Origin of the sequence: Micromonospora sp. ANENR4, from assembly GCF_015354395.1 — a bacterium.
In the GTDB taxonomy this organism is placed as follows: Bacteria; Actinomycetota; Actinomycetes; order Mycobacteriales; family Micromonosporaceae; genus Micromonospora; species Micromonospora aurantiaca.
Genome location: NZ_JADKYQ010000004.1, coordinates 339,473 through 362,031 on the forward strand (window position 1 = coordinate 339,473; position 22,559 = coordinate 362,031).

The following is a 22,559-nucleotide window of genomic DNA, read 5'->3' on the forward strand; positions in this document are numbered from 1 at the left end:
CGGCGCGGCCGAGGGCTCAGCGGCGGGCGGCGGCTCAGCGGCCGGCGGCGGCGACCAGGCGGCGCAGCGGCGCATCCGGGTCGGCCAGGACGCGCCCGGCCAGCTCCGCGTAGCGGCGGACGAAGTCCTGCGCCCAGGCCGGCTCGAACTGGTCCTCGGCGTAGGACAGCCGGGCGTCGAACCGGTCGGCGCGGGGGATGACGGTCAGGCTCAGGCCGAAGCGGCTCAGTCCCTGGCTGGGCCGGAACGTGTCGATCTCCAGCCCGTTGCGCACGGCCGTCGGCGACCAGGAGTCCGGCGCCCGGTCCGGCAGCATCTGGAAGACCACGTCGTTGACCCGGCCGCCGGCCTCGCGCAGCGCCGGCACCGGCACCGTCTGGTACGGCACGCCCTGGTGCACGACGGCGTCCAGGACGGTACGGCGGGTCGCGGCGAGCAGGTCGCGGAACGAGCCGCCGTCGGCCAGCCGGGTGCGCAGCACCAGCATGTTGGCGAAGAAGCCGACGGTCAGCTGCACCTCCGGCCGGGTGCGGTTGGCGAACAGCGAGGCCACCGCCAGATCGTCGGCGCCGGTCTCGGTGTGCAGCAGCAGGTAGTAGAGGCCCAGCATCACCGGGAACAGCGTGGTCCGCTCGGCCTTGGCGAACGCGCGCAGCGCCGCCGCGTCCGCGTCGCCGAACTCGTGCAGCGCCAGCCCGGGGCGCGGCGCGCCCTGCCCGGGGCGCCGCGCGGGCAGGTCGGGCACCCGCATCCCGTCGAGCTTGGCGGCCCAGTAGTCGTGGTCGGCGCGCAGCTGCCCGGAGGCGCTCTGCTCGTGCTGCCAGGCGGAGAACTGCCGGTACTGCCAGCCGACCGGCGCGGGTGGCGCGCCGTCACCGAGCAGCGCGATCACGTCGTTGATCAGCACCCCGCAGGACCAGGCGTCGGAGACCAGGTGGTGCATGTTGGCGCAGAGCACGTGGTCGTCGGCGCCGATCCGCCAGGCGTGCCAGCGCACCGGGGCCTGCTCGACGGCGATCGGGGCGCGCAGTTCCTCGGCGTACTGCCGCTGGACCTCCGCCTCCGCGCCGGCCGGCAGCTCGGTCCACTCGACGCGGGTCGGGCCGGGCTCGTGGACGCGCTGCACCAGGTCGCGCCCGCGCCGGTGCAGTGTGGTGCGCAGCGCTTCGTGCCGCCGCACCAGGACGTCGACGGTGCCGGCCAGCTTGCCGGGGTCGAGCGGCCCGCGGATGCGGAAGCCGGCCGGGCAGTTGACCGACGCCGTCTCGGCTCGGTAGTGCGCCAGGAACCACATCAGCCGCTGACCGATGGAGGCCGGGATCTCCGTGTACGACATGGCGAGGAGTCTATGGGCGTATCTGCTATCTGCGCTCTACTGCCGGTCCGGACACTCGTGGTAGTCCTAACCCATGTCTGAGGATGCGATCGAACACCGGACCCGGGTCATCGTCGTCGGCGCCGGCTACGCCGGGCTCACCGCGGCGCTCTTCCTGGCCTGGCGCGGTGTCCCGGTGACCCTCGTCGAACGCCATCCGAGCACCTCGGTGCAGCCGAAGGCCTTCGGCATCGTGCACCGCAGCATGGAGTTGCTGCGCCAGATTCCCGGCCTGGAGGAGAAGATCCTCGCCGCCGACGTCATCGACTTCGTCAACGAAGCCCACATCACCATCGCCACCGACATGAAGGATCCGAACCCGGAGGTCCTCCTGGCCGGCAACGACGACACCATGTCGCGGCTGATCCGGTTGACCCCGGCCGGCTTCGGCGCCCTGCCGCAGTCCAAGATCGAGGCGATCCTGCGCCGCACCGCCGAGGAACTCGGCGGCGACCTGCGCTTCTCCACCAGGCTGGAGTCCTTCGACGAGGACGACGACGGCGTGGTGGCCACCCTCGTCGACCTGCCCACCGGGCGCCGCTACCGGGTGGCCGCCGACTACCTGGTGGCCGCCGACGGCTGGCAGGCGCCGGTCCGCGAGTGGCTGGAACTGCCCACGCACGGCGTCGGCGAGCTGTGGCGGTGCCGGACCATCCTCTTCGACGCCGACCTGACCGAGCTGCTGGCCGGGCGGAAGGCGCTGCTGACGTACTTCAAGAACGACGAGTTCACCGGCCTGTACGCGTACCTGGAGAACGCCCGCGAGGTGTTCGGCGTCTCCGGCGCCCACCTGCTCGGCATCAACTACTTCATCGAGCGCGGCGAGAGCGACGACGACTTCACCGACGAGCGCTGCGTGGAGCTGGTCCGCAAGGCCATGGTGGAGCCGGACCTGGAGGTGACCATCACCGACCAGTCCACTTTCGTCATCGCCCACCGGGTCGCCGACCGGATGCGCGAGGGCCGGGTGTTCCTGGCCGGCGACAGCGCGCACGTCATGCCGCAGACCGGCGGCCTGGGCGGCGCCACGGCGATCCAGGACGGCTACGACATCGCCTGGCGCATCGCCGCCGTCGTCGCCGGATACGCCGGGCCGAACCTGCTCACCGGCTACGACGCCGAGCGACGGCCGGTGGGGGAGTCGACCGCCAACCGGCAGCTGCACCGCCTCTCCGAGCGGATGGCGCCGCAGCTCAAGACGTTGCAGTTCGCCGAGGAGGTGAGCCCGGTCTGGGAGCACCTGGGCTACCGGGTCCACTCGCCGTTCGTCAGCACCGAGCCCGACGACGACGGCGACCTGCTGGAGGACCCGGAGCTGGCGCAGGCCCGGCCGGGCAGCCGCGCGCCGCACGTGCCGGTCCGGCACGGCGACCGGGAGATCTCGCTGCTGGACCTGTTCGGCCGCGACCACGTGCTGCTGCTCGGCTCGCCCGGCACGCCGTGGCGGGCCGCCGCCGAGAAGCAGGCCGCCGCGCTGGGCGTGCCACTACCGGTGTACGCCTTCGGCGCCGACCTGACCGACCACACCGGCGAGTCGGCACGCCGCTACGACCTCGGCCCGGACACCGCCGTCCTGGTCCGGCCGGACGGCTACGTGGTGTGGCGGGCCCTGTCCCGGCCCGACGACCCGGAACGGGCGCTGCGCGACGCCCTCACCACCGTCCTCGGCCGCGCTCCCGAGCCGGTCGAGCCGCCGCAGTGGTCCGAGCCGGCGCTGCGACGCACCGCGATCCGGTTCTTCTCCAACATCCGCCGCTGACGTGAGCCGGATCGCCGTCGTCGGGGCCGGCATGGCGGGCCTGGCCGCCGCGTTGTTCTGCGCCCGCCGGGGCCACGAGGTGACGCTGCTGGAACGCGACGCCGCCGCGCCGCCGGACGGCGCGGGCGCGGACCGGTGGTTCACCGACTGGCACCGGCCGGGCCTGCCGCAGGGACGGCACTCGCACAAGTTCCTGGCCCGGTCGTGCCGGGTGCTGGCCGAGGAGGCGCCGGACGTCCTGGACGACCTCGTCGCGGCCGGCGCGGTGCGGGTACCGGTCAGCCGCCTGCACACCGGGCCGCCGCCGGTCGACGAGTTCGCGCTCGCCGCGCGGCGGCTGATGCACGAGGCGGTGCTGCGCCGCGCCGTCGGACGCGAACCGACCGTACGGCTGCGACCCGGTGCGACCGCCCGCGCGCTGGTCACCGGGCACCCGGACGGCGGAGTGCCGACGGTGGACGGCGTCCGGCTCGACTCCGGCGAGGTGGTGTCCGCCGACCTCGTCGTGGATGCCGCCGGACGGCACGCCCGGCTGCTCGACTCGATCGACGTGCGCCGCCCGCCCGCGCTGGTGCATCCGTGCGGGTTCGTCTACCTGACCCGGCACTACCGGCTGCGGCCCGGCGCCGAGCTGCCGCCGCTGGACCGGCCGCTCGCGATGAGCCTCGGGTACGCCGCCACGCTCGCGTTCCCGGCCGACAACGGCACCTTCTCGCTGTCGGTGACGCTGTCCGACCAGGACGAGCTGCGCCACGCGCTGCGCCGCCCGGCCACGTGGGACCGGTTCATCGCCGCAGTGCCGCACACCCACCGCTGGGCCCGCCGGGGCGTACCGCAGGGGCCGGTGCGCACCATGTCCGGCATCGCCAACCGCTGGCAGCGGATGCACGACGACGACGGACCGGCGCTGGCCGGGCTGGTCCTGCTCGGCGACGCCGCCCTCCAGACGAACCCGACGTACGGCCGGGGCGTCTCGATCGCGTTCCTGCACGCCCAGCAGCTCGCCCGCACCCTGGACACGGCCGGTGACCCGGGCTCGGCGGCGTTCACCGACGCGTTCGAGGCGTGGACCGCCCGCAACCTCGGCGTGTGGTACCGCACCCAGGTCACCGCCGACACCGCAGGCCTGCGGCGGATGGCGGCCGGGCTGCGCGGCCAGCCGCCGCCGGTGTCCGACGACCCGTTCGCCCGCTTCATGGCCGGCATGGAGGTGCTGGCCGGGCGGGACGAGGTCGTCGCCCGCGCGCTCGGCCGGATGGCGCACCTGCTCATCACACCCGCCCAGCTGCTCGGCGACCGCGACGTGGTGCGCCGGGTGACCGGGTTCCTCGACGGCCGGACCGTCACCGACGACGCCGTCGAGGGACCGGCCCGGCGGGAGTTCGAGGCGATAGTCGCCGCCTGAGCCGCGACCGGACGGCACCTTCGGAGGCCACAATGGACGCACGACCCGCCCGGACCGACGCTCCCGCCCGCTGCCCGGTGACCGGCGCCGCGGACTTCGAGCCGTTCGGCCCCGCCTACAACGCCGAAGCCGGGGCGAGTCTCGCCGGGGCGCGCGCCGAGCGGCCGGTCTTCCACCACCCCGGCCTCGACTACTGGATCGTCACCCGGTACCGGGACGTGCGTGCCGTGTTCGGCGACCCGGACACGTTCTCGGCCGCAAACGCGATGGACCCGTACCGCCCGCTGTCCCGCCCCGCCCTGCGCGAGCTGGTCCGCCGGCGGTTCACCGGCGGCCCGGTGCTGGCGAACGAGGACGAGCCGGTGCACCTGCGGCGGCGGCGCCGGCTCGCCAGGCCGTTCACCCGGCGCCGGGTGCAGCGGCTGGAACCACGCGTGCGCGCGCTCGTCGGCGAGCGGATCGACGCGTTCGCCGGCCGGGGCCACGCCGACCTGGTGGCCGAGCTGTTGTGGGAGGTGCCCGCCCTGGTCGTCGCCGTCTTCATGGGCGTACCGGACGAGGACCTGGCCGAGGTGCGCGGCTACTCGGTGTCCCAGGCCGTGTTCAACTGGGGGCTGCCCACCGACGACGAGCAGGTGGCCGCGTGCGACGTGATGGGCCGGTACTGGCAGTACGCCGCCCGCCTGGTGAGCGGGCTCAAGGAGACCGGCGGCGGGGGCGCCGGCTGGATCGCCCACGCGGTCCGCGCCCAGGCCCGCAACCCGGAGCTGTTCAGCGACTCGTACCTGCAGTCGCTGGTGCTCAACGGCACCACCGCGGCGCACGAGACCACGGCGTCCGGCGCGGCAAACGCGGTGCGGACGCTGCTGGAGACGCCGGGCGCGTGGGCGGCGTTGTGCGCCGACCCGGCCGGCATCCCGGCCGCGGTGGAGGAGTGCCTGCGGCTGCGGCCCCCCGTCGTCGCCTGGCGGCGCCGGGTGGTCCGGGACACCGTCCTGGGTGGCGTGCCGCTGGCCGCCGGGGCCCGGCTGCTGCTGGTGACGGCGTCGGCCAACCGGGACGCCGAGATGTTCGCCGACCCGGACACGTTCGATCCGGCGCGGCGCGGCGTGCGCCGGCACCTGGCGTTCGGCGACGGCAACCACGCCTGCCTCGGCGCGCACCTGGCCCGGCTGCAACTGCGTGTCGTCCTGGAGGAACTGACCCGCCGCCTGCCCGCGCTGGAACTGGTGCCCGGCCAGGACTTCGGCCACGCCCCGAACACCTCGTTCCACGGACCTGAACGGCTGTTGGTGCGCTGGCCCGCGTCGTAGCGTTCGGGCATGACGGAGAATGCGGTCGGCATCTACCCGTGTCTGCTGTACCGGGATGCCGAAAAGGCGATCGAATGGCTGGTCGAGGCGTTCGGGTTCACCAAGAACGTGGTGTTCCCCGGCCCCGAGGGGACCATCGCGCACGCCGAGCTCGGCTGGCGCGGCTCAGCGGTGATGGTCAATTCCGTCGGCACCGGCACCCGCCTGGCCACCGAGGTCGGGCAGGGTGGCCTCTACCTCGTGGTGGACGACCCGGACGCGCACCACGCCCGCGCCGTCGCGGCCGGCGCGGAGATCATCCGGGAACTCAAGGACGAGGACTTCGGGACGTCCCGCGGGTACGCCGCCCGGGACCCCGAGGGCAACGTCTGGATCATCGGCACCTATCAGCCCGGCAGCACCCCGGCCCCGGCCTAGCGGCTCACGAGCGGGTCGGCTGAACCTGGCGGGGTGCCATCGCGGCGCCCCGCCGGGTGGAGGTGCTCAGCATCTGCTGCATCCCCGCCGCCACCAGCCGGCCGTCCGGCGCCCAGACCTGGGCCGCCCCGCCCAGCACGCCCCGGTGCGACGCCACCCCGGCCGCGTTCACCAGCAGCCACTCGTCGCCCGGGGCGCTGTCGTGGAACGCCACGTACAGGTCGATGCTCGGGGCGAACAACTGCGTCTCCAGCTCCGGGAACGCGTTCATCACCGCCGGCCACTGGAGACTGTCCACCAGGATCACCGAGCGGCAGGCGTCCAGCCACGGGTCGTCGAAGGTGGCCTGCGGCTGGAACCGGGCCCAGCTGAACGCCACCGGCGCCGGCGTCTCCAGCGTGGTCCGCCCGGCCAGCTCCCGCAGCGTGACGCAGTCGTGCCAGGGCGGCACGCCCCGCCCCTCCGCCTCCAGCAGCTCCCGCAGGTCGGGCAGCTCCTCCGGACCGGGCACCTCGGGCATCGGCGTCCACGGCCCGTCCGGGCCGGTGAGCCCGTCGTGCGCCGCCCACACCATGGCCTCCAGCACCGGCCGGCCGAACTGCGTCATGGACACCCGGGCCGCCGCCGCCCGGCGGGTCGCCCGCAACGTCACCACCGCGAGGTCGACGTAGCCGAACCGGGGCGGGCTCAGGAACTGGCAGGACAGGCTCGCCGGCCGGGGCAGGGACAGGGTCTGCTGGGCGGCGCGCAGCGCCACCGCGGCCAGGTAGCCGCCGTTCGGGCCCATCAGCGCCCAGTCCGAGCACAGCTTCGCCCGGAACAGGCCGTCGCCGGCCGGTTCGATGGTGGTGTCCTCGGCGAGGTGGCCCACGGCTCAGCCCGCCGTCGCCGGCGTCGCCGGGCGGCCCGGCGTCAGCAGGCTGACCACGGTGCCGACGCCGATGAGCACGGCGGCCAGCAGGAAGCCGCGGTCGTACCCGGCGGCCAGGGCGACAGCCGGGGACCGCCCCGCCTCGGCCAGGTGCGACGCGTGCGCCACGGCGGCGGTGACCAGCGTGGCCAGGCCGATCGCGCCGCCGAGCTGCCGGGTGCTGCTGATGACCCCGGACGCCAGGCCCGCCTGGGCCGGCGGGATGCCGCTGGTGGCCGCCGCGGTGATCGGCACCATCACGATGCCGATGCCCAGCCCGATCAGCACGGTCGGGGCGAGCAGGTCGACCAGGAACGTCGCGTCGGCCGGCGTCCGGGACAACCACAGCAGCCCGGCCGCGGCGACCACGCCACCGGCCACCAGCGGCAGCCGGGGACCGGTGCCCGGCAGGAGCTTCGTGGAGACGCCGGAGCCGGCGACGATGCCGATCGACAGCGGCAGGAACGCCAGCCCGGCCTCGATCGGCCGGTAGCCGAGGACCTGCTGGAGGAAGAGCGACAGGAAGAAGAACATCGACACCATCGCGGTGCCGCCCACCAGCGCGATGACGTTGGCGAGCGCGACGTTGCGGTGCCGGAAGAAGCCCGGCGGCATGATCGGTTCGGCCGCCCGCGTCTCGACCACCAGGAACACCGCCAGCAGCAGGACGCCGACCCCGATCGGCACCAGGACGGGAGCGGAGAGGAACGGGTGCTCCCGTACGCCGACGATGCCGTACACGAGCGTGGCCAGACCCGCGGTGACGGTGACCGCGCCGGTGACGTCGAGGCGGCGGCGTGCCCCGGCGGCCGGCGCCGACTCGGTGAGCGCCCAGGCCGCGCCGGCGAACAGCAGTACGCCCAGCGGCACGTTGCAGAACAGCACCCAGCGCCAGCTGAGCAGGTCGGTGAGCACGCCGCCGGCCAGCGAGCCGATCGCGCCGGCGGACGCGGCCACCGCGCTCCACAGGCCGATCGCCCGCCCTCGCTGCTTCGGGTCGGTGAACGTGGTGACCAGCACCGTCAGCGTGGTCGGGGCGAGGATCGCGCCGCCGAGGCCCTGCACCGCCCGGGCGGCGATCAGCGTGCCCGCGTTCGGGGCGAAGCCGCCGACGAGGCTGGCCATTGTGAAGACGGTCAGGCCGGTGAGGAACATCCGCTTGCGTCCGAACAGGTCGGCGGTACGGCCGCCGAGCAGCAGGAACCCGGCGAAGACGATGGTGTACGCGTTCACCACCCACTGCAGCTCGGCCGGGCCCATCGCCAGCGACTCGCCCATCCGGTCCAGCGCCAGGTTCACGATCGCGACGTCGAGGATCACCATGAACTGGGCGAGGCAGACCACCGCGAGGATCGCCCCGCTCGGCGCGCCGGCGGCGCGGGCCGGCGCCGGCGCCGCCTTTCCTGTCGTCGTCACTTGCGGGCTCCAAGGGCTCGGGCCGGCCCGGGACGCGCCGGCGGCGGGGAGGCTCGTGCGCTCGGGAGCGGCGGCCGGGGCTGGCATACTGCCCGCATGGCCGATCTCACCGGAACACACTATCGGGGTTACAGTCCGTATCTCTACTACGAGGACGCGGGCGCCGCGCTGGACTGGCTGGTCCGCACGTTCGGCTTCACCGAGAAGGTCCGCTACCTCGACGAGGCCGGTGTGGTCCGGGAGGCGGAGCTGCACGCCGGGGACACGCTCATCATGCTGCACGGCGCCGACCCCGGCTACTGGGCGAAGCAGTCGGCGCCCGGCCCGGTCGGGCACATGTGCATCGTGTACGTCGAGGACGTCGACGCCCACCACAAGGCCACTGTCGCGGCCGGTGTGGACGCGCCCGAGCCGGAGGACCAGCCGTACGGGGCTCGGATCTACATCGTCACCGACCCGGGCGGGCACCAGTGGACGTTCTGGCAGCACCTGACCGACGAGGTCCGGCTGGCGCCGGGCTGGCGCGAGGTACGCCCGGCGTAGCGCCGTCGCGTCAGACCGGGTCCGGCTGCGGCCGCCGGTCCGGCGCGCCCGCCGCCCGCACGGCCAGCGCGACGTAGTCGGTGAGGAACGCCCGCGCCCACTCCGGGTCGAACTGGTCGTCGTAGAACAGCAGCGCCCGGCAGTCGCCGCCGGGTTGCGGGATCAGCCCCAGCTCCAGCCCGAACCGGCTGCGCAGCGCCTCCGGCACGTAGAGGTCGAAGTCGACGCCCCGCGCGGTGACCTTCGTGCCCGGTGGTGGCGTGAGCAGCATCTGGAACACCACGTCGTCGGCGCGCCGCCCGTTCGTCTGGAACCGCACCGGCAGCATCTGGTACGGGATGCCCTCGTGCAGGAACGCGTCCACCACGGTCCGGCGGGTCGCCTGCACCACCTCGCGGAAGCTCGCCCCCTGCGGGATCCGCGTGCGCAGCATCAGCATGTTGGCGAAGAACCCGACGGTCGACTGCACCTCGCGGCGGGAGCGGTTGGCGAACAACGACGCGACCGCCAGGTCGGTGCTGCCGGTCTCCCGCTGCAGGATCAGGTAGTACAGCGAGAGCATCACCGTGAACAGCGTGGTCCGCTCGGTGCGGGCCAGCAGCCGCAGCCGGTTGAACGTCTCGCGGTCGATCGTCTCGGCCTCCAGGTAGCTGCGCCGCGGCGCCTGCGGGTCCAGCTCACGCATCGGCACGTCGGGCAGCGTCAGCCCGGTCAGCTGCCCGGTCCAGTAGTCCTGGTGCGGCTTCAGCTCGCCCCTGGTCATCAGCTCGTGCTGCCACTGCGCGAACTCCGGGTACTGCCAGCCGATCGGCGTCAGGTCCGGCTCGCCGTCCGGGCCGGCCTCCAGCAGCCGGATCAGGTCCTGCACGATGATGCCGCACGACCAGGCGTCGGAGACCAGGTGGTGCATGTTCACCGACAGCACGTGCTCGTCCGGTCCCAGCCGCCACAGCGTCACCCGGACCGGCCACTCGCTGACGTCCACGTTGTCGCGGACCTCGGCCGCGACCGCCGCGCCGAGCGTCTCCTCGTCCGGGTCCGGCAGATCGACGTGGCGGACCCGGACCGGCGCCGGGTCGTGCACGTGCTGCACCAGGTTGCGCCCCTGCCGCACCAGCGTGGTGCGCAGCGCCTCGTGCCGCGCGGCCAGCCGGTCCAGCGCGATCTGCAGCTCGCCGACGTCCAGCGGGCCGTGCAGGCGGCACACGACGGGGCAGTTGAGCGATGCCGAGTCGGGCCGATAATGCTCCAGGAACCACAGCAACCGTTGTCCGATCGAGGCCGGCACTTCGCGTACGCCCATGCCCCGGAGTATCGAGATCCGGCGACGCCCGGCGCAATGCGATCCGGCCGGTGAAACGAGGTCGAGGGTGGAACCGTCCAGCTCACCGGCACGGCAGGCGCAGGCCCTGTCGATGCGGTTGTTCCTGCACAGCCTCGGCGCGGCCGAGCTGATGACGATGTACCTCGGCCATCGGCTGGGGCTCTACCGGGTGCTCGGCGACGGGCCGGTGACCGGTGCCGAGCTGGCCGCGCGCGCGGGCGTCGGCGCCCGGCACGCCACCGAGTGGCTGGAGCAGCAGGCCGCCGCCGGAGTGGTCGAGCCCGCCGGGGACGGCCGCTTCCGCCTGCCGGAGGGACACCGGCAGGCGCTCACCGACGCCACCAGCCCGTTCGCGGTGCTGTCGCTCGCGGTGCTGCCGGTGGCCGGGCTGGCGCCGATGCTCGACCGGCTGGTCGAGGCGTACGCCAAGGGCGAGGGCGTGGGATACGACGAGTACGGCGAGGAGTTCCGCGCCGCGCAGGCCGGCATGAACCGGCCGGTGTTCACGCACGAACTGCCGCGCTGGATCCGGACCGCCCTGCCGGACGTGCACGCCCGGCTGTCCCGGCCCGGCGCGGTGGTGATCGACGTCGGGTGCGGCACCGGTGACTCCTCGCTGGCGCTGGCGCAGACGTACCCGTTCGCCACGGTCCACGGTGTCGACCTGGGCGCTGCCGCGATCGGCGCGGCCCGTGACCGCGCCGCGTCGGCCGGGCTGGCCGAGCGGGTCGTGTTCACCGTCGCCGACGTGGCCGAGCGGCCCGGCGCCGAGCGCGGCGACCTGGTGTGCGTGTTCGACGCGCTGCACGACATGAGCCGGCCGGTACGGGTGCTCACCGCCGCCCGGGAACTGCTGCGTCCGGGCGGTTGCGTGCTGCTGATGGAGCCGCGGGTGGGGGAGCGGTTCACCGCGCCGGCCGGTGAGGTCGAGCGGTTCATGTACGCGGTGAGCGTGCTGCACTGCCTGCCGGTCGGCCTGACCGGTGACGGCGACGACGGCGGTGCCCCGGCCGGCACCGGCACCGTCATGCGGCCGGACACGGTGCGCCGCTACGCCGAGCGCGCCGGTTTCGCCGCGACCACGGTGCTGCCGGTGGAGCACCGGTTCCACCGCCTCTACCGCCTGGACCCGCCGGCCTGACCGGACCGGCCGTCCTCACGGGGCCGGCCCGGCCGGGCCGCCTGCGGATCAGGCGGATCAGGCGGACGGGTCGCGGCGGGCCGCCACCCGGGCGCTCAGTCGGCTCGCCGTCGACTCGGACAGCACCCGGAACTCCGCGGTGGCCTCCACGCACACCCGGTCGGCGCCGTCGACGATCGTGCCCGTCGTGCCGAGCCGGTCGGGGGCGGGCGTCGCGATGCGGGCACGCACCCGGTAGTCGGCGCCGATGCGCAGCGGCCGGACGAACCGGGCCGTGGTGTCGACGGTGACCGCGAAGCGCCGGGCACCGGCCACCACCGCCCACGCCATCGCCTCGTTCAGCACGGCCAGGCTCAGCCCGCCGTGCACGTACGTCGGCGCGCCGGAGTGCCGCTGCGCGAACGTGAACGAGGCGAGCACCTCGGCGCGCTCGTCGTCGTAGGAGAACGGGATCCGCAGCCCGTGCTCGTTGATCGGGCTGCACACGAAACAGTGCGTCTCCAGCGGGCCGCTGTGCTCGTCCAGCCGTCGTACGGCCATCAGGCGCCGTCCCCGGTGAGGGACCGGCGCAGCGCCCGCTTGTCGACCTTGCCGGCGCCGGTGTGGCTGAACGCGGGCACCACCTCCAGCCGGTCCGGCAGCTTGTACGCGGCCAGCCCCCGGCCGGTCAGGAAGGCGCGCAGCTCCGCCAGGTCGAGTCCGCCGCCGTCGTCGCGCCGGACCACCACGGCACAGATCTTCTCGCCCAGAGCGGGGTCGGGCACCGCGATGACGGCGGCGGCGCGTACGGCCGGATGCGCCTCGATCTGGCTCTCCAGCTCGGCCGCGCCGATCTTCTCGCCGCCACGGTTGATCACGTCCTTGATCCGGCCGGCGACCATCAGGTTGCCCTCCGGGGTGAGCCGGACCAGGTCGCCGGTGCGCAGGTAGCCGTCGGCGGTGAACGCGGTGGCGTTGTACTCCAGCGCGTCGTAGTAGCCGCGCAGCGTGGTCGGCCCGCGGACCAGGAACTCGCCGACGCCGCCCGGCGGGACGTCCCGGTCGTGCTCGTCGACGACGCGGTACTCGTCGGCCGGGATCAGCGGCCGGCCCTGGGTGGTGGCGATCGTCTCCGGCGGGTCGTCCAGCCGGGTGTACCACAGCGGTCCCTCGGCCATCCCGAACCAGTGGCTCAGCCGCAGCCCCCGGCCCAGGATCTCCCGGGCCACCTCCGCGCGCAGCGGCGCGCCGCCGACCTCCAGCAGCACGCCGGACAGGTCCACGCCGTAGTCGGCGGCGAGGTCGAGCCAGACCGCCAGCAGCGGCGGCATCAGCGTGGTCAGCGTGACGCCCTCGGCGGTGATCAGGGGGAACACGTCGTCCGGGCTCGGTGTCGGGCTGAGCACGACCCGGCCGCCGGCGCGCAGCGTGCCGAGCACGCCGGGGCAGCCCAGCGCCGCGTTGTGCGCCGCCGGCAGCGAGGCGAGGTAGACGCCGTGCTCGTCCACGCCGAGTGCCTCGGCGCTGCGGCGCAGCTGGTAGGCGTAGTCGTCGTGGGTGCGGGGGATCAGCTTCGGCAGCCCGGTGGTGCCGCCGGAGAGCAGGAAGAACGCTACGTCGCCGGGGTCCGGCGCGGGCAGGTCCCGGGGTTCGTCGCGTACCTCGCTCAGGGCCAGGTGCGGCCCGGGCTCCCCGGCCACGATGACGTGTTCGAGGCCGGCGGCCGACGCGGCCACCGTCGCGGCCAGCGGCCGGTGGTCGTACCCGCCGAAGCGGTCCGGCACGACCAGCGCCCGCGCCTCGGTGTGCCGGGCCAGGTAGGTCAGCTCGGCCTCGCGGTGCGACGGCAGCGCGAACACCGGTACGGCGCCGAGGCGGAACAGGCCGAGCGCGACCACCACGAACGCGGCCGTGTTCGGCAGTTGCACCACGACCCGGTCCTCGGCGCGCAGGCCGAGCCGGTGCAGACCGGCGGCGAACCGGTCTGCGGCGGCGTCGAGTTCGGCGTAGCTCATCCGGCCGCCGGTGTCGACGACGGCGGTGCGGCCGGGATGCCGGCGCGCCCCCTCACGGCCGATCTCGCCGAGCAGCTCACCGGTCCAGATGCCCGCGGCGCGGTAGCGTTCCGCGTCCGTCTCGGGCCAGGCGACACAACCTTTCAGCACCGCACGACTCCCCTGTCAACTGTGGACGCGTCCGCCTCGGGCGAGGTGCGCTCCACCTTGGCCGGTGCCGTCGCGGCCCGGCAAGCGGTCAGCGTTGCCGCCCGCGGGGCCCGGCTGCGATCCTGCGCGGGCGCAGGTCCCCCCGGTCGTGACCGGGTGCGACTGCGGATGCGCATCAGTTGCACAGCCGGCCGCCGGCCGGGGCACTGTCATCCGACGGGAGGGGACGCATGGGCCCGGATGTCAACGGCGGCGACGGGCGGGGCAAGGAGTGCCGGTCGGACGCGGGTGAGCTGACCGCGCGCACCGAGGCCGGCCGGCGGATGGTGGAGCTGGCGCAGGAGCACGCCGCCGACTTCGCCACCCGCGCCGCCGACCACGACCGGGACAACACGTTCGTCCGGGAGAACTTCGAGGCGATGAAGGCCAGCGGCTTCCTCGCCGCCACCGCGCCGCGGGAGTTCGGCGGCCTCGGCGTGTCGTCCCTGCACGACCTCGTCGTCGCGGTGTCCCGGCTCGCCCGCGGCTGCCCGTCCACCGCGATCGCCGCGAACATGCACCTGGGGTTCGTGTGGAGCACGGCCCGGGGCTGGCGGGCCGCCGCGCAACCGCCGCCGCAGCTCACCATGCTGCTGCGGCTGCTCGGCCGGGGCCGCATCGTGGTGTCGCACGCCGGCACCGAGCCCGGCGGCGGGGCGATCAGCTTCCCGCGCACGACTGCCGAGCCGGTGCCCGGCGGCTACCGGATCAACGGGCACAAGATCTTCGCCACGAACGCCGAGATCGCCGAGACGGTGGTGGTGTTCCTGCGGGTGCCCGACGGCGCGGGCTGGTTCAACGCCGGCACCGCCGTGGTGCGGACCGGCACACCAGGGATGACAGTGGAACGCACCTGGGACGCGCTCGGCATGCGGGGCTCGGGCAGCCACGACATCCGCTTCACCGACTGCGTCGTCGGGCGGGACATGGTGCTGGTCGGCCGCCCACTGGGGGAGATGGCCACCGAGTGGCCGGGCCTGCTGGCGGTGAACTTCCCGCTCGTGGCCGCGTACGTGGGCATCGCCGAGCGGGCGATGAGCCACGTGACGGAGCTGGCCGTGACGCGCCGCCAGCAGCCCTCCGGCCAGTTGCTCGCGCACCGCGCGCCGGTGCGGTCGCAGGTGGCGGAGATGGCGGTGGAGCTGGCCGTCGCGCGGGCCACGCTGGGCCGGGCCGCGGAGGCGATCGACGCGTTCCTGGCCCGCCCCGACGCCGAGGTGGAGCCGGCCGACGCGTACCGCGCCATCGAGGACTTCCAGGTCGCGAAGCTGGTCGTGAACCGGTCCGCCGCCGCGGTGGTCGACCGGGCGATGGCGGTGACCGGCGGCCAGTCGTACCGGACCGGGCACCTGCTCAACCGCCTCTACCGGGACGTGCGCGCGGGCGGGTTCATGCAGCCGTACTCGCCGCCGGAGGCGCTGGAGTTCGTCGGGCGTACCGCGCTGGGCCTGGACCCGTTCGAGGAACTGCGGGACAGCCTGGCGTCGGCCCGCGCGGCGGCGGCCGCCGGCTGACGGGAAAGGGCCCTCAGCCCGTGCGGTCGGCCGGTCGGCCGTCGCGGCGCAGGTACCACAGCGGGATGCCGACGACCTCGACGGTCTTGGTCAGCTCCCAGCCGAGCGCGGTGTAGAAGCGCACGTTCGCCTCGGTGTCGGTCTCGCCCCAGGTGGGTCGCGGGTCGCCGGCCATCACGTCGAGCAGCGCCTGCATGAGCGCCTCGCCGATGCCGCGGCCCTGGAAGCGCGGCTCGACGCCGACCGGACCGACGTGCCAGTGTGGCTCGGCCAGGTCGTGGATCGCGTAGTGCGCCCGGACGTACTCGGCTCGCGCCGGGTCGCCCACCGGCGGTGCCGCGCCGAGCGCTATCCGGCGGGCGTCGCTGTCGAGTGCGGCGCCGATGCAGCCGCCGGGCGGGACCGCCGCGGCGGCCCCCACCAGGCAGCCCTTGTAGAACGCGCCGATCTGCGGCGGCGCGGGACGGTGGAAGAACGCCGTCCAGATGGGCATCAGCCCGGCCAGCCGGTCCAGCGGCTCGTCGCCGAACATCGCGTACGTGGTGGGGTTGTCCCGCATCGCGCGGGCGACCAGTCCGGCGGCCGGCCGGCGGTCGTCCTTGCGCAGCTCTCGTATCTGGAGTGTGGGCAGGGTCCGGGGTACGGCTCTGGTGTCGGTCACGGGCGCACGCTAACAGCGGCGCGACGGCCCGGGCAGGGGCGTGACGGCGGCGTCCGTGATCCTTGTGGCGGCGGCGATCCGGCACCTATGTTGCCTCGGAGTTCTCGGTTCTGTCGCACCGACCGGAGTGGGGAAGACGAGATGGCTTTGGACCAGGCGAGCGGCCAGGAAACGAACAGGGCGGATCCCGCCACCGTCGTGCACGGCATCGTCGAGGAGGTCGCGGGCGTCGACGTACGGCCCGACGAGAGCTTCTTCGACCTCGGCCTCGACTCCATCCAGCTGATGCAGGTGTGCAACCGCATCAACGAGGAGTTCGGCGAGGTCATCGATCTGTTCCTGCTGTTCGAGAATCCCACTGTCAACGAGTGCGTGTCGGTCATCAGCGCGCAGCGGTCGGGCTGAGCATGCCGACGCCCGAGGTGTGGTGCGGCCTGAAACTCACGCACGACGGCGGCGTCGCCGCCATCGAGGGGAACCGCCTGCTGTTCTCGATCGAGGCGGAGAAGCTGGAGAACCGGCCCCGGCACGCCACCATGCACGAGGCGGCCGACATCGTCGCCCAGCTCGCCGCCAACGGGCTGGCCCCGGGTGACCTCGCCGGCGTCGCGGTGGACGGCTGGGCGCGCGGCGCGCAGGGCGAGACCTGGGTCGAGGTCGCCGACGCCGCCGGCACGCTGCACCCGGTCGAGGTGGCCGGCTACCACGACGAGCCGGGCGCCGGCCGGTTGCTGACCGGGGTGACCGGCAGCGCGCCGCTGCTCGGGGTGCCGACGCCGTTCCGCAGCTTCAGCCACGCCACCGACCACGCGCTGTCCAGCTACTGCACCAGCCCGTTCGCCGCCCGGCGGCAGCGCGCGCTGATCACCGTCTGGGACGGCGGCATGGTGCCGTGCCTGTACGTGTTCGACCCGGAACGGGTGAGCCTGGAGTGCCTGGGGCCGGTGGGCTCGATCTCCGGCGCGCTGTTCCCGATCTTCTGCTCGCACTTCGCGCCGTTCAAGATCGACCACGGCACCCGGCGCGCGAACGATCCCGGCCCCGGCCTGGAGGCGCTGCTGCCGATCGCGGGCAAGGCGATGGCGTACGCGGCGCTGGACACGGTCAGCGAGGAGGCGGTGGCCGTGATGGCCGCCGTGACCGAGGAGATCGGCCTGGTCGACGCGGCGATCCCGGCGTACCTGTGGAGCCGCCGCGTGCTCACCCGCACCGCGCCGCTCGGCCTGTCCGACGCGGCGCTCGTCGGCTCGATCCAGGAGTTCCTGTTCCGGGTCTTCGCGGCCGGGCTCGACGGCCTGCTGTCCCGGCGGCCGGACCTGGACGGCCTGCCGATCTGCCTGTCCGGCGGCTGCGCGCTCAACATCAAGTGGAACGCCGGGCTGCGGGCGAGCGGCCGGTTCGCCGGCGTCTGGGTGCCGCCGTTCCCCAACGACAGTGGTTCGGCGATCGGCGCGGCCTGCACCGAGATGGTGCGCCGCACCGGCCGGGCCGACCTGGAGTGGTCGGTGTTCGCCGGGCCCGGCGTGCGCGACGTCGGCCAGCCGCCGCCCGGGTGGTCGGCGCAGCCCTGCGAGATCGAGGAGCTGGCCAAGATCCTGGAGGTGCACGGCGAACCGGTAGTGGTCGTCAGCGGCCGGGCCGAGCTGGGCCCGCGCGCGCTGGGCCACCGCAGCATCATCGCGCCGCCCAGCTCGGCGGCGATGAAGGACCGGCTCAACGCCGTGAAGGGCCGGGAGCCCTACCGTCCGGTCGCGCCGATCTGCCTGGAGCACCGGGCGCCGGAGGTCTTCGACCCGGGCACACCCGACCCGTACATGCTGTTCGACCACCAGATCCGGCCGCAGTGGCGTTCCCGCATCCCGGCGGTCGCGCACGTCGACAACAGCGCCCGGCTGGAGACCGTCGGACCGGACAACGAGCTGATGTGGCGGCTGCTGACCGCGTACGAGCGCAGCACCGGCGTGCCGGTGCTCTGCAACACCAGCGCCAACTTCCGCGGCAGCGGGTTCTTCCCCGACGCCGAGTCGGTGATGCGCTGGGGTCAGGTCCGGTACGTCTGGTCGAACGGGACGCTGTTCACCTCCGACGCCGACCCGGGAGCCGGCGCCGCCGGATGACTCACCGCTGCGGCACCCCGGTGGCCCGGGCGACCGGGAAGAACCGGTGGTGCCGCGCACCGGTGATCTCGTAGATGGCCGTGCCGGTCCGGCCGTCGTCGGTGCGTACCGCCATCAGCTGCTGGCCGCCGCCGAGCCGGCCGTACCGTGCCGACCAGGCGCCGGCGCCGGTCAGCCGGATCGTGGTGCCGTCGGCGAAGGCCGTGGTGACGGTGCCGGCCAGCCCGGTCACCGCCTCGCCGTCGCGGCCGTAGCCGACCGGGACGCCGTCCGCGCCGGTCCAGTCCAGCTCGTGCGTGAACGAGGTGAGCGGCACCGGCGGCGCGGCACCGGCCGGCGCCCAGCAGCCCTCGGTGAACACCCGCGAGCCGTCCGGGTACTCCCAGCACCACAGGCCCAGCATGCCGTCGGGCAGCTGCACCGCGAACCACATCCAGGCCGGCACGTTGCGGTGGTCGCGTACGCCCCACGAGTGGTCCCGCTGGCCCCACCACCGCCGCACCGGCCGGCGTTCCCCGTCGACCCAGTAGGCGCCGTCGAACCAGCCGGACTGGAACATGTGCCGCTGGTCCCACACCGGGCCGCGGGGGCCGTCCAGTACGCCCCGGGGCAGCGCGTGCGGCGCGGTACGCGCGGTGAACGTCAGCTCCAGCGGCACCGGCACGCCGGGACCGGACGCGCGGACGCCGACCCGGCGGTACGGCTCCTCGACGGTCACCGCGACCGGCCCGGCCACCGGGTCCGGCCGGTCACCACCGGCCGGGCGGGAGAACCTGTCGAAGCGGAGCCGTCCGTCCACGCGCACCATCACGTACGCGTCCACCACACCCCGGTACGGGTGGTGGCCGAGCGTCACCAGCAGCACGTCGCCGTCGGCCCGGTCCGGGTGGGCCACGAAGAAGTAGCTCTCCCGCCAGTGCCGGTACGCCCGGGGCAGGCGCGGGCCGGGCGGGCGGGTGAAGTGGACGAAGTCCTCGTCCGCGGCGGTGAGGATGTCCATCGCGCTCCGATCTCAGCTCAGCAGGGTCAGCGCGTCGAGGTCGGTGACGTGCGCGGCGTGCCGTTCGGCCATCGCCACGAACATCGCGTCGCCGCGCCCGTCGCGGGCGACGAGCATCGCCCCGACGACGGTCATGTGCAGGCCGGCGACGGTGTTCACCCGGTACGAGCGCCAGCACTCGTCGCGGCTCCACCGCACCCCGGCGGCGCGCAGGGCGTCGTGGTACGACGCGAACAGCTCCGCCTCCCGCGCCCGGCGCACGTCGGTGGGCAGGCTGCCGCCCACCAGGTACGCGGCGTCGCTGGGCCCCGGTCCGAGCTGGACGGTCTGCCAGTCCACCACCGTCACCGCCGGTTCCGGGCCGTCGGTGAACAGCAGGTTGTCCACCCGGAGGTCGCCGTGCAGCAGCGTCAGCGGCGGCCGGTCCGCCCGCACCCAGCCCCGGATCCGGGTGCGCAGCGCCTCCACGACGCCGAGCGCGGCGGGGGAGAGCAGGTCGCCGAAGCGTTCCGTGAAGGCTCCGGCGGTGAGCCGGTACGCCGCGCCCAACCGCCGTCCGCCGTCCGCGCCACGCACCGGCAGCCAGCCGGGCGCCGGGCGGTCCCAGTGTTCGGCCTGCGCCGCGGCGAGCCCGGTCAGCACGGTCGCCACCTCGTCCACGGTGCAGCCGGTGAGCTGGTCGCCGGGGCGGGCCGGCGCGGCGTCACCGAGCAACAGCACGAAGTCGCCGGAGGACTCGTCGTACCCGGCCGCGTAGCAGCGCGGCACCGGCAGCGGCAGAGCGCCGGCCAGCTCCCGGTAGAACGCCACCTCCCGGCGGTACGCGTCGCTGCCCTGCCCGGTGTGGCGGCTGCGCTCGTCCAGCGCCGGGAACTTGCCGACGACGCTGGCCGGTCCGCTCCCGCCGGCCCAGGCCAGCTCGTACCGGACGTTGTGCCCGAGCTTGCCCAGCCCGAGCGGGGTGGCGGTGACCGCGTCGACCCGGTCACCGGGGGCGGCGGCGCCGGCGGCGACCAGTACCTCGGTGAGCCGGTCGGGGGTGACCAGGCCGGGCTCCCGGAACGGACGCACCGGCACGGTCACCGGAGCGGGGGCGCTCATCGGGGCCCGGCCGGTGACGCGGCGCGGGGACTGACGACGGCCTGGAGGATGCGCGCGATCGGCACTCGCACTCCGTATCTCGTATCGACACTGATGCGTCATCGGCGAGGATAGCGACGTGAACCCGCCGGGTGCACCGGCGCGGAGGACCGCCGTCGCCCCGTCCGGGCCGGTGGCGCGAGGGGAGCCGTGTGGTGATCGAGTCGAACGGGCCGCACCCGGTGACGGTCCTGCTGGGCAACCCGCGTGCCGGGTCGCGCACCGCGAACGTGGCGCGCCGGGCGGCGGACACGCTGGTGGAGTGCCTGGCCGCGCGCGGCGTACGCCTGGCCGAGCCGTCCGTGGTGGACCTGTCGGGACTGACCCCGCTGCTTTCCACCGCCGACTGGGCGCAGCCGCCGGCGGCGCTGGCCGAGGCGTACCGGCAGGTGACGTCGGCCCGGCTGCTGCTGGTGGCCACGCCCACGTTCAAGGGCTCCTACACCGGGCTGCTCAAACTGTTCGTGGACCCGCTTCCCCGGCGGGCGCTGGCCGCGACGGTGGCGATACCGGTGATGACCGCGGCGCGCGCGGCCGACCAGCACGCCGTCGACAGCCACCTGCGGCCGCTGCTGCTGGCGCTGGACGCCAGCGTGCCGGTGCCCGGGCTGTCCGTGCTGGAGTCGCAGTTCGACCGGCTCGACGACGTGGTGGGGCGGTGGTGCTCGGCGGCCGCGCCGGTCCTGGCCGGGGTGCTGCCCGCGGTCGCGGATCCGATCCTGCCGATGCTGCCCGATCCGTCCCTGCTCACGTTCGTGTAGGGCGGTCCGGAGCCGGCCCGGCCCGGCTCCGGACCGGTCAGGCGGCCATGCCCTGTGCGATCCAGTTGCGGAACAGCTCGACCTTCTCCGCCTCCCACGGCGCGTCGCAGGGCATGGAGCCGTCCGCGACCCGCTCCAGGATGGACTCGGCGTAGTCCCGGACGTCGTCCAGGCTGGTCAGGTCCAGCAGGAACGTCATCTCGGCCACGTCCATCTCGCGGAACAGCGGCCGGATGTCGCGGGCGAAGCTCAGCGTTCCGGCGCCGGGGCGCTGGCCGGCGGTCTCGGTGTCGGTCACCCGATGCTCCTCTCGACCGGGGCGTTCGGCGGCCCGGATCCGCCAGTGATCCTAGGAGAGCCGGTGTCGCCTGTCATGCCTTGTCGCTTCGTGTATCTCGCCTTTGCCGGGTGGGTCGGCTAGCGTCCGGTCATGGACCTGCGTGACTCGCCCGACGAGGCCGCTTTCCGGGCCCGGGCACGTGCCTGGCTCGCGGAGGCGGTCCCGGCCGTGGACGACCCGGCCGCCGCCCGGGCCCGCTGGTTCGACAGGGACTTCCTGACCACGTACGCGCGCCGCCTGCACGCCGCCGGTTACGCCGGACTGGGCTGGCCGGTCGAGTACGGCGGCCGGGGGCTGCCGCTCGGGCACCAGGCGATCTTCCTGGAGGAGTCGGCCCGCCGGGGCGCCACCGAACAGGCCGGCGTGATCGGGCTGGGCATGGTCGGCCCGACGGTCGTCGCCTGGGGCACGCCCGCGCAACGGGCCCGCTACCTGCCCGGCATCATGCGCGGGGACCTGCTGTTCTGCCAGGGCTTCTCCGAGGCCGAGGCGGGCAGCGACCTGGCCGCCGTGGCCACCACCGCGCGAATCGACGCTGACGCCTACGTCGTCGACGGGCAGAAGCTGTGGTCCTCGTACGCCGCCGTCGCCGACCACTGCCTGTTGCTCGCGCGTACCGGCGGACAACGCCACCGCGGACTCACCTGCCTGCTGGTGGACCTGCGGACGCCGGGCGTGACGGTACGGCCGCTACGGCAGATCACCGGGCGCGCGGACTTCGCGGAGATCTCGTTCGACGGCGCGCGGGTGCCGGCCGGCGCGGTGCTCGGCGAGCCCGGTGACGGGTTCCGAGTGGCGATGACGACCCTGGCCCACGAGCGCGGCACGTTCGGCTTCACCCTCACCGCCCGGCTGGAGGAGCACCTGCGCCAGTTCGTCGCGCTGCTGCGGGCCTCCCCGCTGGCCGACGACCCGGGCGTCCGCGACCGCCTCGCCACCGTCTGGACGGACCTGACCGCGCTGCGCTGGACCAACCTGCGGCTGCTGGCCGAGCTGGCCGAGGGCGGCGAACCCGGTCCCCGTACCTCGGTGGTGAAGCTGCTCTGGTCGCAGGCCAACCAGCGGCTGGCGCACCTGGGCGCGGAGGTCGCCGCGGCCGACGAACACGCCACGGCGCTGTGGCGGGACCGCCTGCTGCGCAGCCGGGGCAACACCATCGAGGGCGGCACCAGCGAGGTGCTGCGCGACGTCCTCGCCGAGCGGGTGCTCGGCCTGCCCCGATCACGCTGAACCCGTGGAG

General features: G+C 74.4%; 21 protein-coding genes. 11 read left to right on the forward strand and 10 right to left on the reverse strand.

The genetic code is table 11. From position 1 onward, the window contains the following. Window positions 1-34 precede the first annotated feature (34 nt). On the reverse strand, window positions 35-1,336 hold the full coding sequence (locus IRY44_RS09555) for a condensation domain-containing protein (protein ID WP_194800067.1): 1,302 nt from the start codon (window positions 1,334-1,336) through the stop codon (window positions 35-37). 73 nt (window positions 1,337-1,409) lie between these two features. Here IRY44_RS09555 and IRY44_RS09560 point away from each other — a divergent pair, with 73 nt between their 5' ends. Genes IRY44_RS09560 through IRY44_RS09575 form a run of 4 tightly spaced genes read left to right on the forward strand, consistent with a single transcriptional unit; the run spans window position 1,410 to window position 6,269 of the window. After that, window positions 1,410-3,134, forward strand: a complete 1,725-nt coding sequence (locus IRY44_RS09560; RefSeq protein WP_194800068.1) for an FAD-dependent oxidoreductase — start codon at window positions 1,410-1,412, stop codon at window positions 3,132-3,134. Between the two features lies 1 nt (window position 3,135). Next, window positions 3,136-4,539, forward strand: coding sequence for an FAD-dependent oxidoreductase (locus tag IRY44_RS09565; protein WP_194800069.1), 1,404 nt, complete (start codon window positions 3,136-3,138; stop codon window positions 4,537-4,539). A 32-nt stretch (window positions 4,540-4,571) separates the two neighbouring features. Further along, window positions 4,572-5,852: a cytochrome P450 gene (locus IRY44_RS09570; protein ID WP_194800070.1), complete on the forward strand. Its 1,281-nt coding sequence runs from the start codon at window positions 4,572-4,574 to the stop codon at window positions 5,850-5,852. 9 nt (window positions 5,853-5,861) lie between these two features. Continuing rightward, complete coding sequence (locus IRY44_RS09575) at window positions 5,862-6,269, forward strand: VOC family protein (protein ID WP_135239722.1); 408 nt, start codon at window positions 5,862-5,864, stop codon at window positions 6,267-6,269. 4 nt (window positions 6,270-6,273) lie between these two features. On the opposite strand, the gene IRY44_RS09580 is transcribed toward IRY44_RS09575, so the two are convergent. Together IRY44_RS09580 and IRY44_RS09585 are read right to left on the reverse strand one after the other, a co-directional pair. Next, window positions 6,274-7,140 (reverse strand): acyl-CoA thioesterase II, encoded by an 867-nt coding sequence (locus IRY44_RS09580; RefSeq protein WP_194800071.1) that lies wholly within the window; start codon window positions 7,138-7,140, stop codon window positions 6,274-6,276. Window positions 7,141-7,143: 3 nt separating this feature from the next. Further along, complete coding sequence (locus tag IRY44_RS09585; protein ID WP_370584905.1) at window positions 7,144-8,595, reverse strand: MFS transporter; 1,452 nt, start codon at window positions 8,593-8,595, stop codon at window positions 7,144-7,146. A 96-nt stretch (window positions 8,596-8,691) separates the two neighbouring features. On the opposite strand from IRY44_RS09585, the gene IRY44_RS09590 reads away from it, so the two are divergent. Further along, the gene (locus IRY44_RS09590) at window positions 8,692-9,138 is read left to right on the forward strand and encodes a glyoxalase/bleomycin resistance/extradiol dioxygenase family protein (protein ID WP_135239725.1); all 447 of its coding nucleotides are present in this window, start codon (window positions 8,692-8,694) and stop codon (window positions 9,136-9,138) included. 10 nt (window positions 9,139-9,148) lie between these two features. Here IRY44_RS09590 and IRY44_RS09595 read toward each other — a convergent pair whose 3' ends face one another. Continuing rightward, entirely contained in the window at window positions 9,149-10,441 is a 1,293-nt protein-coding gene (locus IRY44_RS09595) for a condensation domain-containing protein (RefSeq protein WP_194800073.1), read from the reverse strand. Window positions 10,442-10,508: 67 nt separating this feature from the next. Between IRY44_RS09595 and IRY44_RS09600 the strand changes: the two genes are divergently transcribed. Continuing rightward, the gene (locus tag IRY44_RS09600) at window positions 10,509-11,603 is read left to right on the forward strand and encodes a class I SAM-dependent methyltransferase (protein WP_269696774.1); all 1,095 of its coding nucleotides are present in this window, start codon (window positions 10,509-10,511) and stop codon (window positions 11,601-11,603) included. A 57-nt stretch (window positions 11,604-11,660) separates the two neighbouring features. On the opposite strand, the gene IRY44_RS09605 is transcribed toward IRY44_RS09600, so the two are convergent. Further along, the gene (locus IRY44_RS09605; protein ID WP_194800075.1) at window positions 11,661-12,143 is read right to left on the reverse strand and encodes a PaaI family thioesterase; all 483 of its coding nucleotides are present in this window, start codon (window positions 12,141-12,143) and stop codon (window positions 11,661-11,663) included. Then, window positions 12,143-13,747 carry an AMP-binding protein gene (locus IRY44_RS09610; RefSeq protein ID WP_194800076.1) on the reverse strand — a complete coding sequence of 535 codons (1,605 nt, stop codon included), beginning with the start codon at window positions 13,745-13,747 and terminating at the stop codon, window positions 12,143-12,145. Before IRY44_RS09610 ends, IRY44_RS09605 begins: the two co-directional genes overlap by 1 nt. A 230-nt stretch (window positions 13,748-13,977) precedes the next feature. On the opposite strand from IRY44_RS09610, the gene IRY44_RS09615 reads away from it, so the two are divergent. Continuing rightward, entirely contained in the window at window positions 13,978-15,300 is a 1,323-nt protein-coding gene (locus IRY44_RS09615) for an acyl-CoA dehydrogenase family protein (protein ID WP_194800077.1), read from the forward strand. 13 nt (window positions 15,301-15,313) lie between these two features. Here IRY44_RS09615 and IRY44_RS09620 read toward each other — a convergent pair whose 3' ends face one another. After that, window positions 15,314-15,961 (reverse strand): GNAT family N-acetyltransferase, encoded by a 648-nt coding sequence (locus IRY44_RS09620; protein ID WP_194800078.1) that lies wholly within the window; start codon window positions 15,959-15,961, stop codon window positions 15,314-15,316. Window positions 15,962-16,102: 141 nt separating this feature from the next. Between IRY44_RS09620 and IRY44_RS09625 the strand changes: the two genes are divergently transcribed. Then, a complete protein-coding gene (locus IRY44_RS09625) occupies window positions 16,103-16,366 on the forward strand; it encodes an acyl carrier protein (protein ID WP_167796881.1) in 264 nt (87 codons plus the stop codon). Continuing rightward, window positions 16,330-18,078, forward strand: coding sequence for a carbamoyltransferase C-terminal domain-containing protein (locus tag IRY44_RS09630; protein WP_281600907.1), 1,749 nt, complete (start codon window positions 16,330-16,332; stop codon window positions 18,076-18,078). Before IRY44_RS09625 ends, IRY44_RS09630 begins: the two co-directional genes overlap by 37 nt. 1 nt (window position 18,079) lies before the next feature. Here IRY44_RS09630 and IRY44_RS09635 read toward each other — a convergent pair whose 3' ends face one another. Both IRY44_RS09635 and IRY44_RS09640 read right to left on the reverse strand, forming a co-directional pair. After that, window positions 18,080-19,078 (reverse strand): hypothetical protein, encoded by a 999-nt coding sequence (locus tag IRY44_RS09635; RefSeq protein ID WP_194800079.1) that lies wholly within the window; start codon window positions 19,076-19,078, stop codon window positions 18,080-18,082. A 12-nt stretch (window positions 19,079-19,090) separates the two neighbouring features. Continuing rightward, window positions 19,091-20,179, reverse strand: coding sequence for a phosphotransferase family protein (locus IRY44_RS09640; RefSeq protein ID WP_194800080.1), 1,089 nt, complete (start codon window positions 20,177-20,179; stop codon window positions 19,091-19,093). 194 nt (window positions 20,180-20,373) lie between these two features. Here IRY44_RS09640 and IRY44_RS09645 point away from each other — a divergent pair, with 194 nt between their 5' ends. Beyond that, a complete protein-coding gene (locus IRY44_RS09645) occupies window positions 20,374-20,979 on the forward strand; it encodes an NADPH-dependent FMN reductase (RefSeq protein WP_370584906.1) in 606 nt (201 codons plus the stop codon). A 37-nt stretch (window positions 20,980-21,016) separates the two neighbouring features. On the opposite strand, the gene IRY44_RS09650 is transcribed toward IRY44_RS09645, so the two are convergent. Further along, window positions 21,017-21,277: a hypothetical protein gene (locus IRY44_RS09650; RefSeq protein WP_194800081.1), complete on the reverse strand. Its 261-nt coding sequence runs from the start codon at window positions 21,275-21,277 to the stop codon at window positions 21,017-21,019. 132 nt (window positions 21,278-21,409) lie between these two features. Here IRY44_RS09650 and IRY44_RS09655 point away from each other — a divergent pair, with 132 nt between their 5' ends. Continuing rightward, complete coding sequence (locus IRY44_RS09655) at window positions 21,410-22,549, forward strand: acyl-CoA dehydrogenase family protein (protein ID WP_194800082.1); 1,140 nt, start codon at window positions 21,410-21,412, stop codon at window positions 22,547-22,549. The last annotated feature ends 10 nt before the right edge of the window (window positions 22,550-22,559 follow it).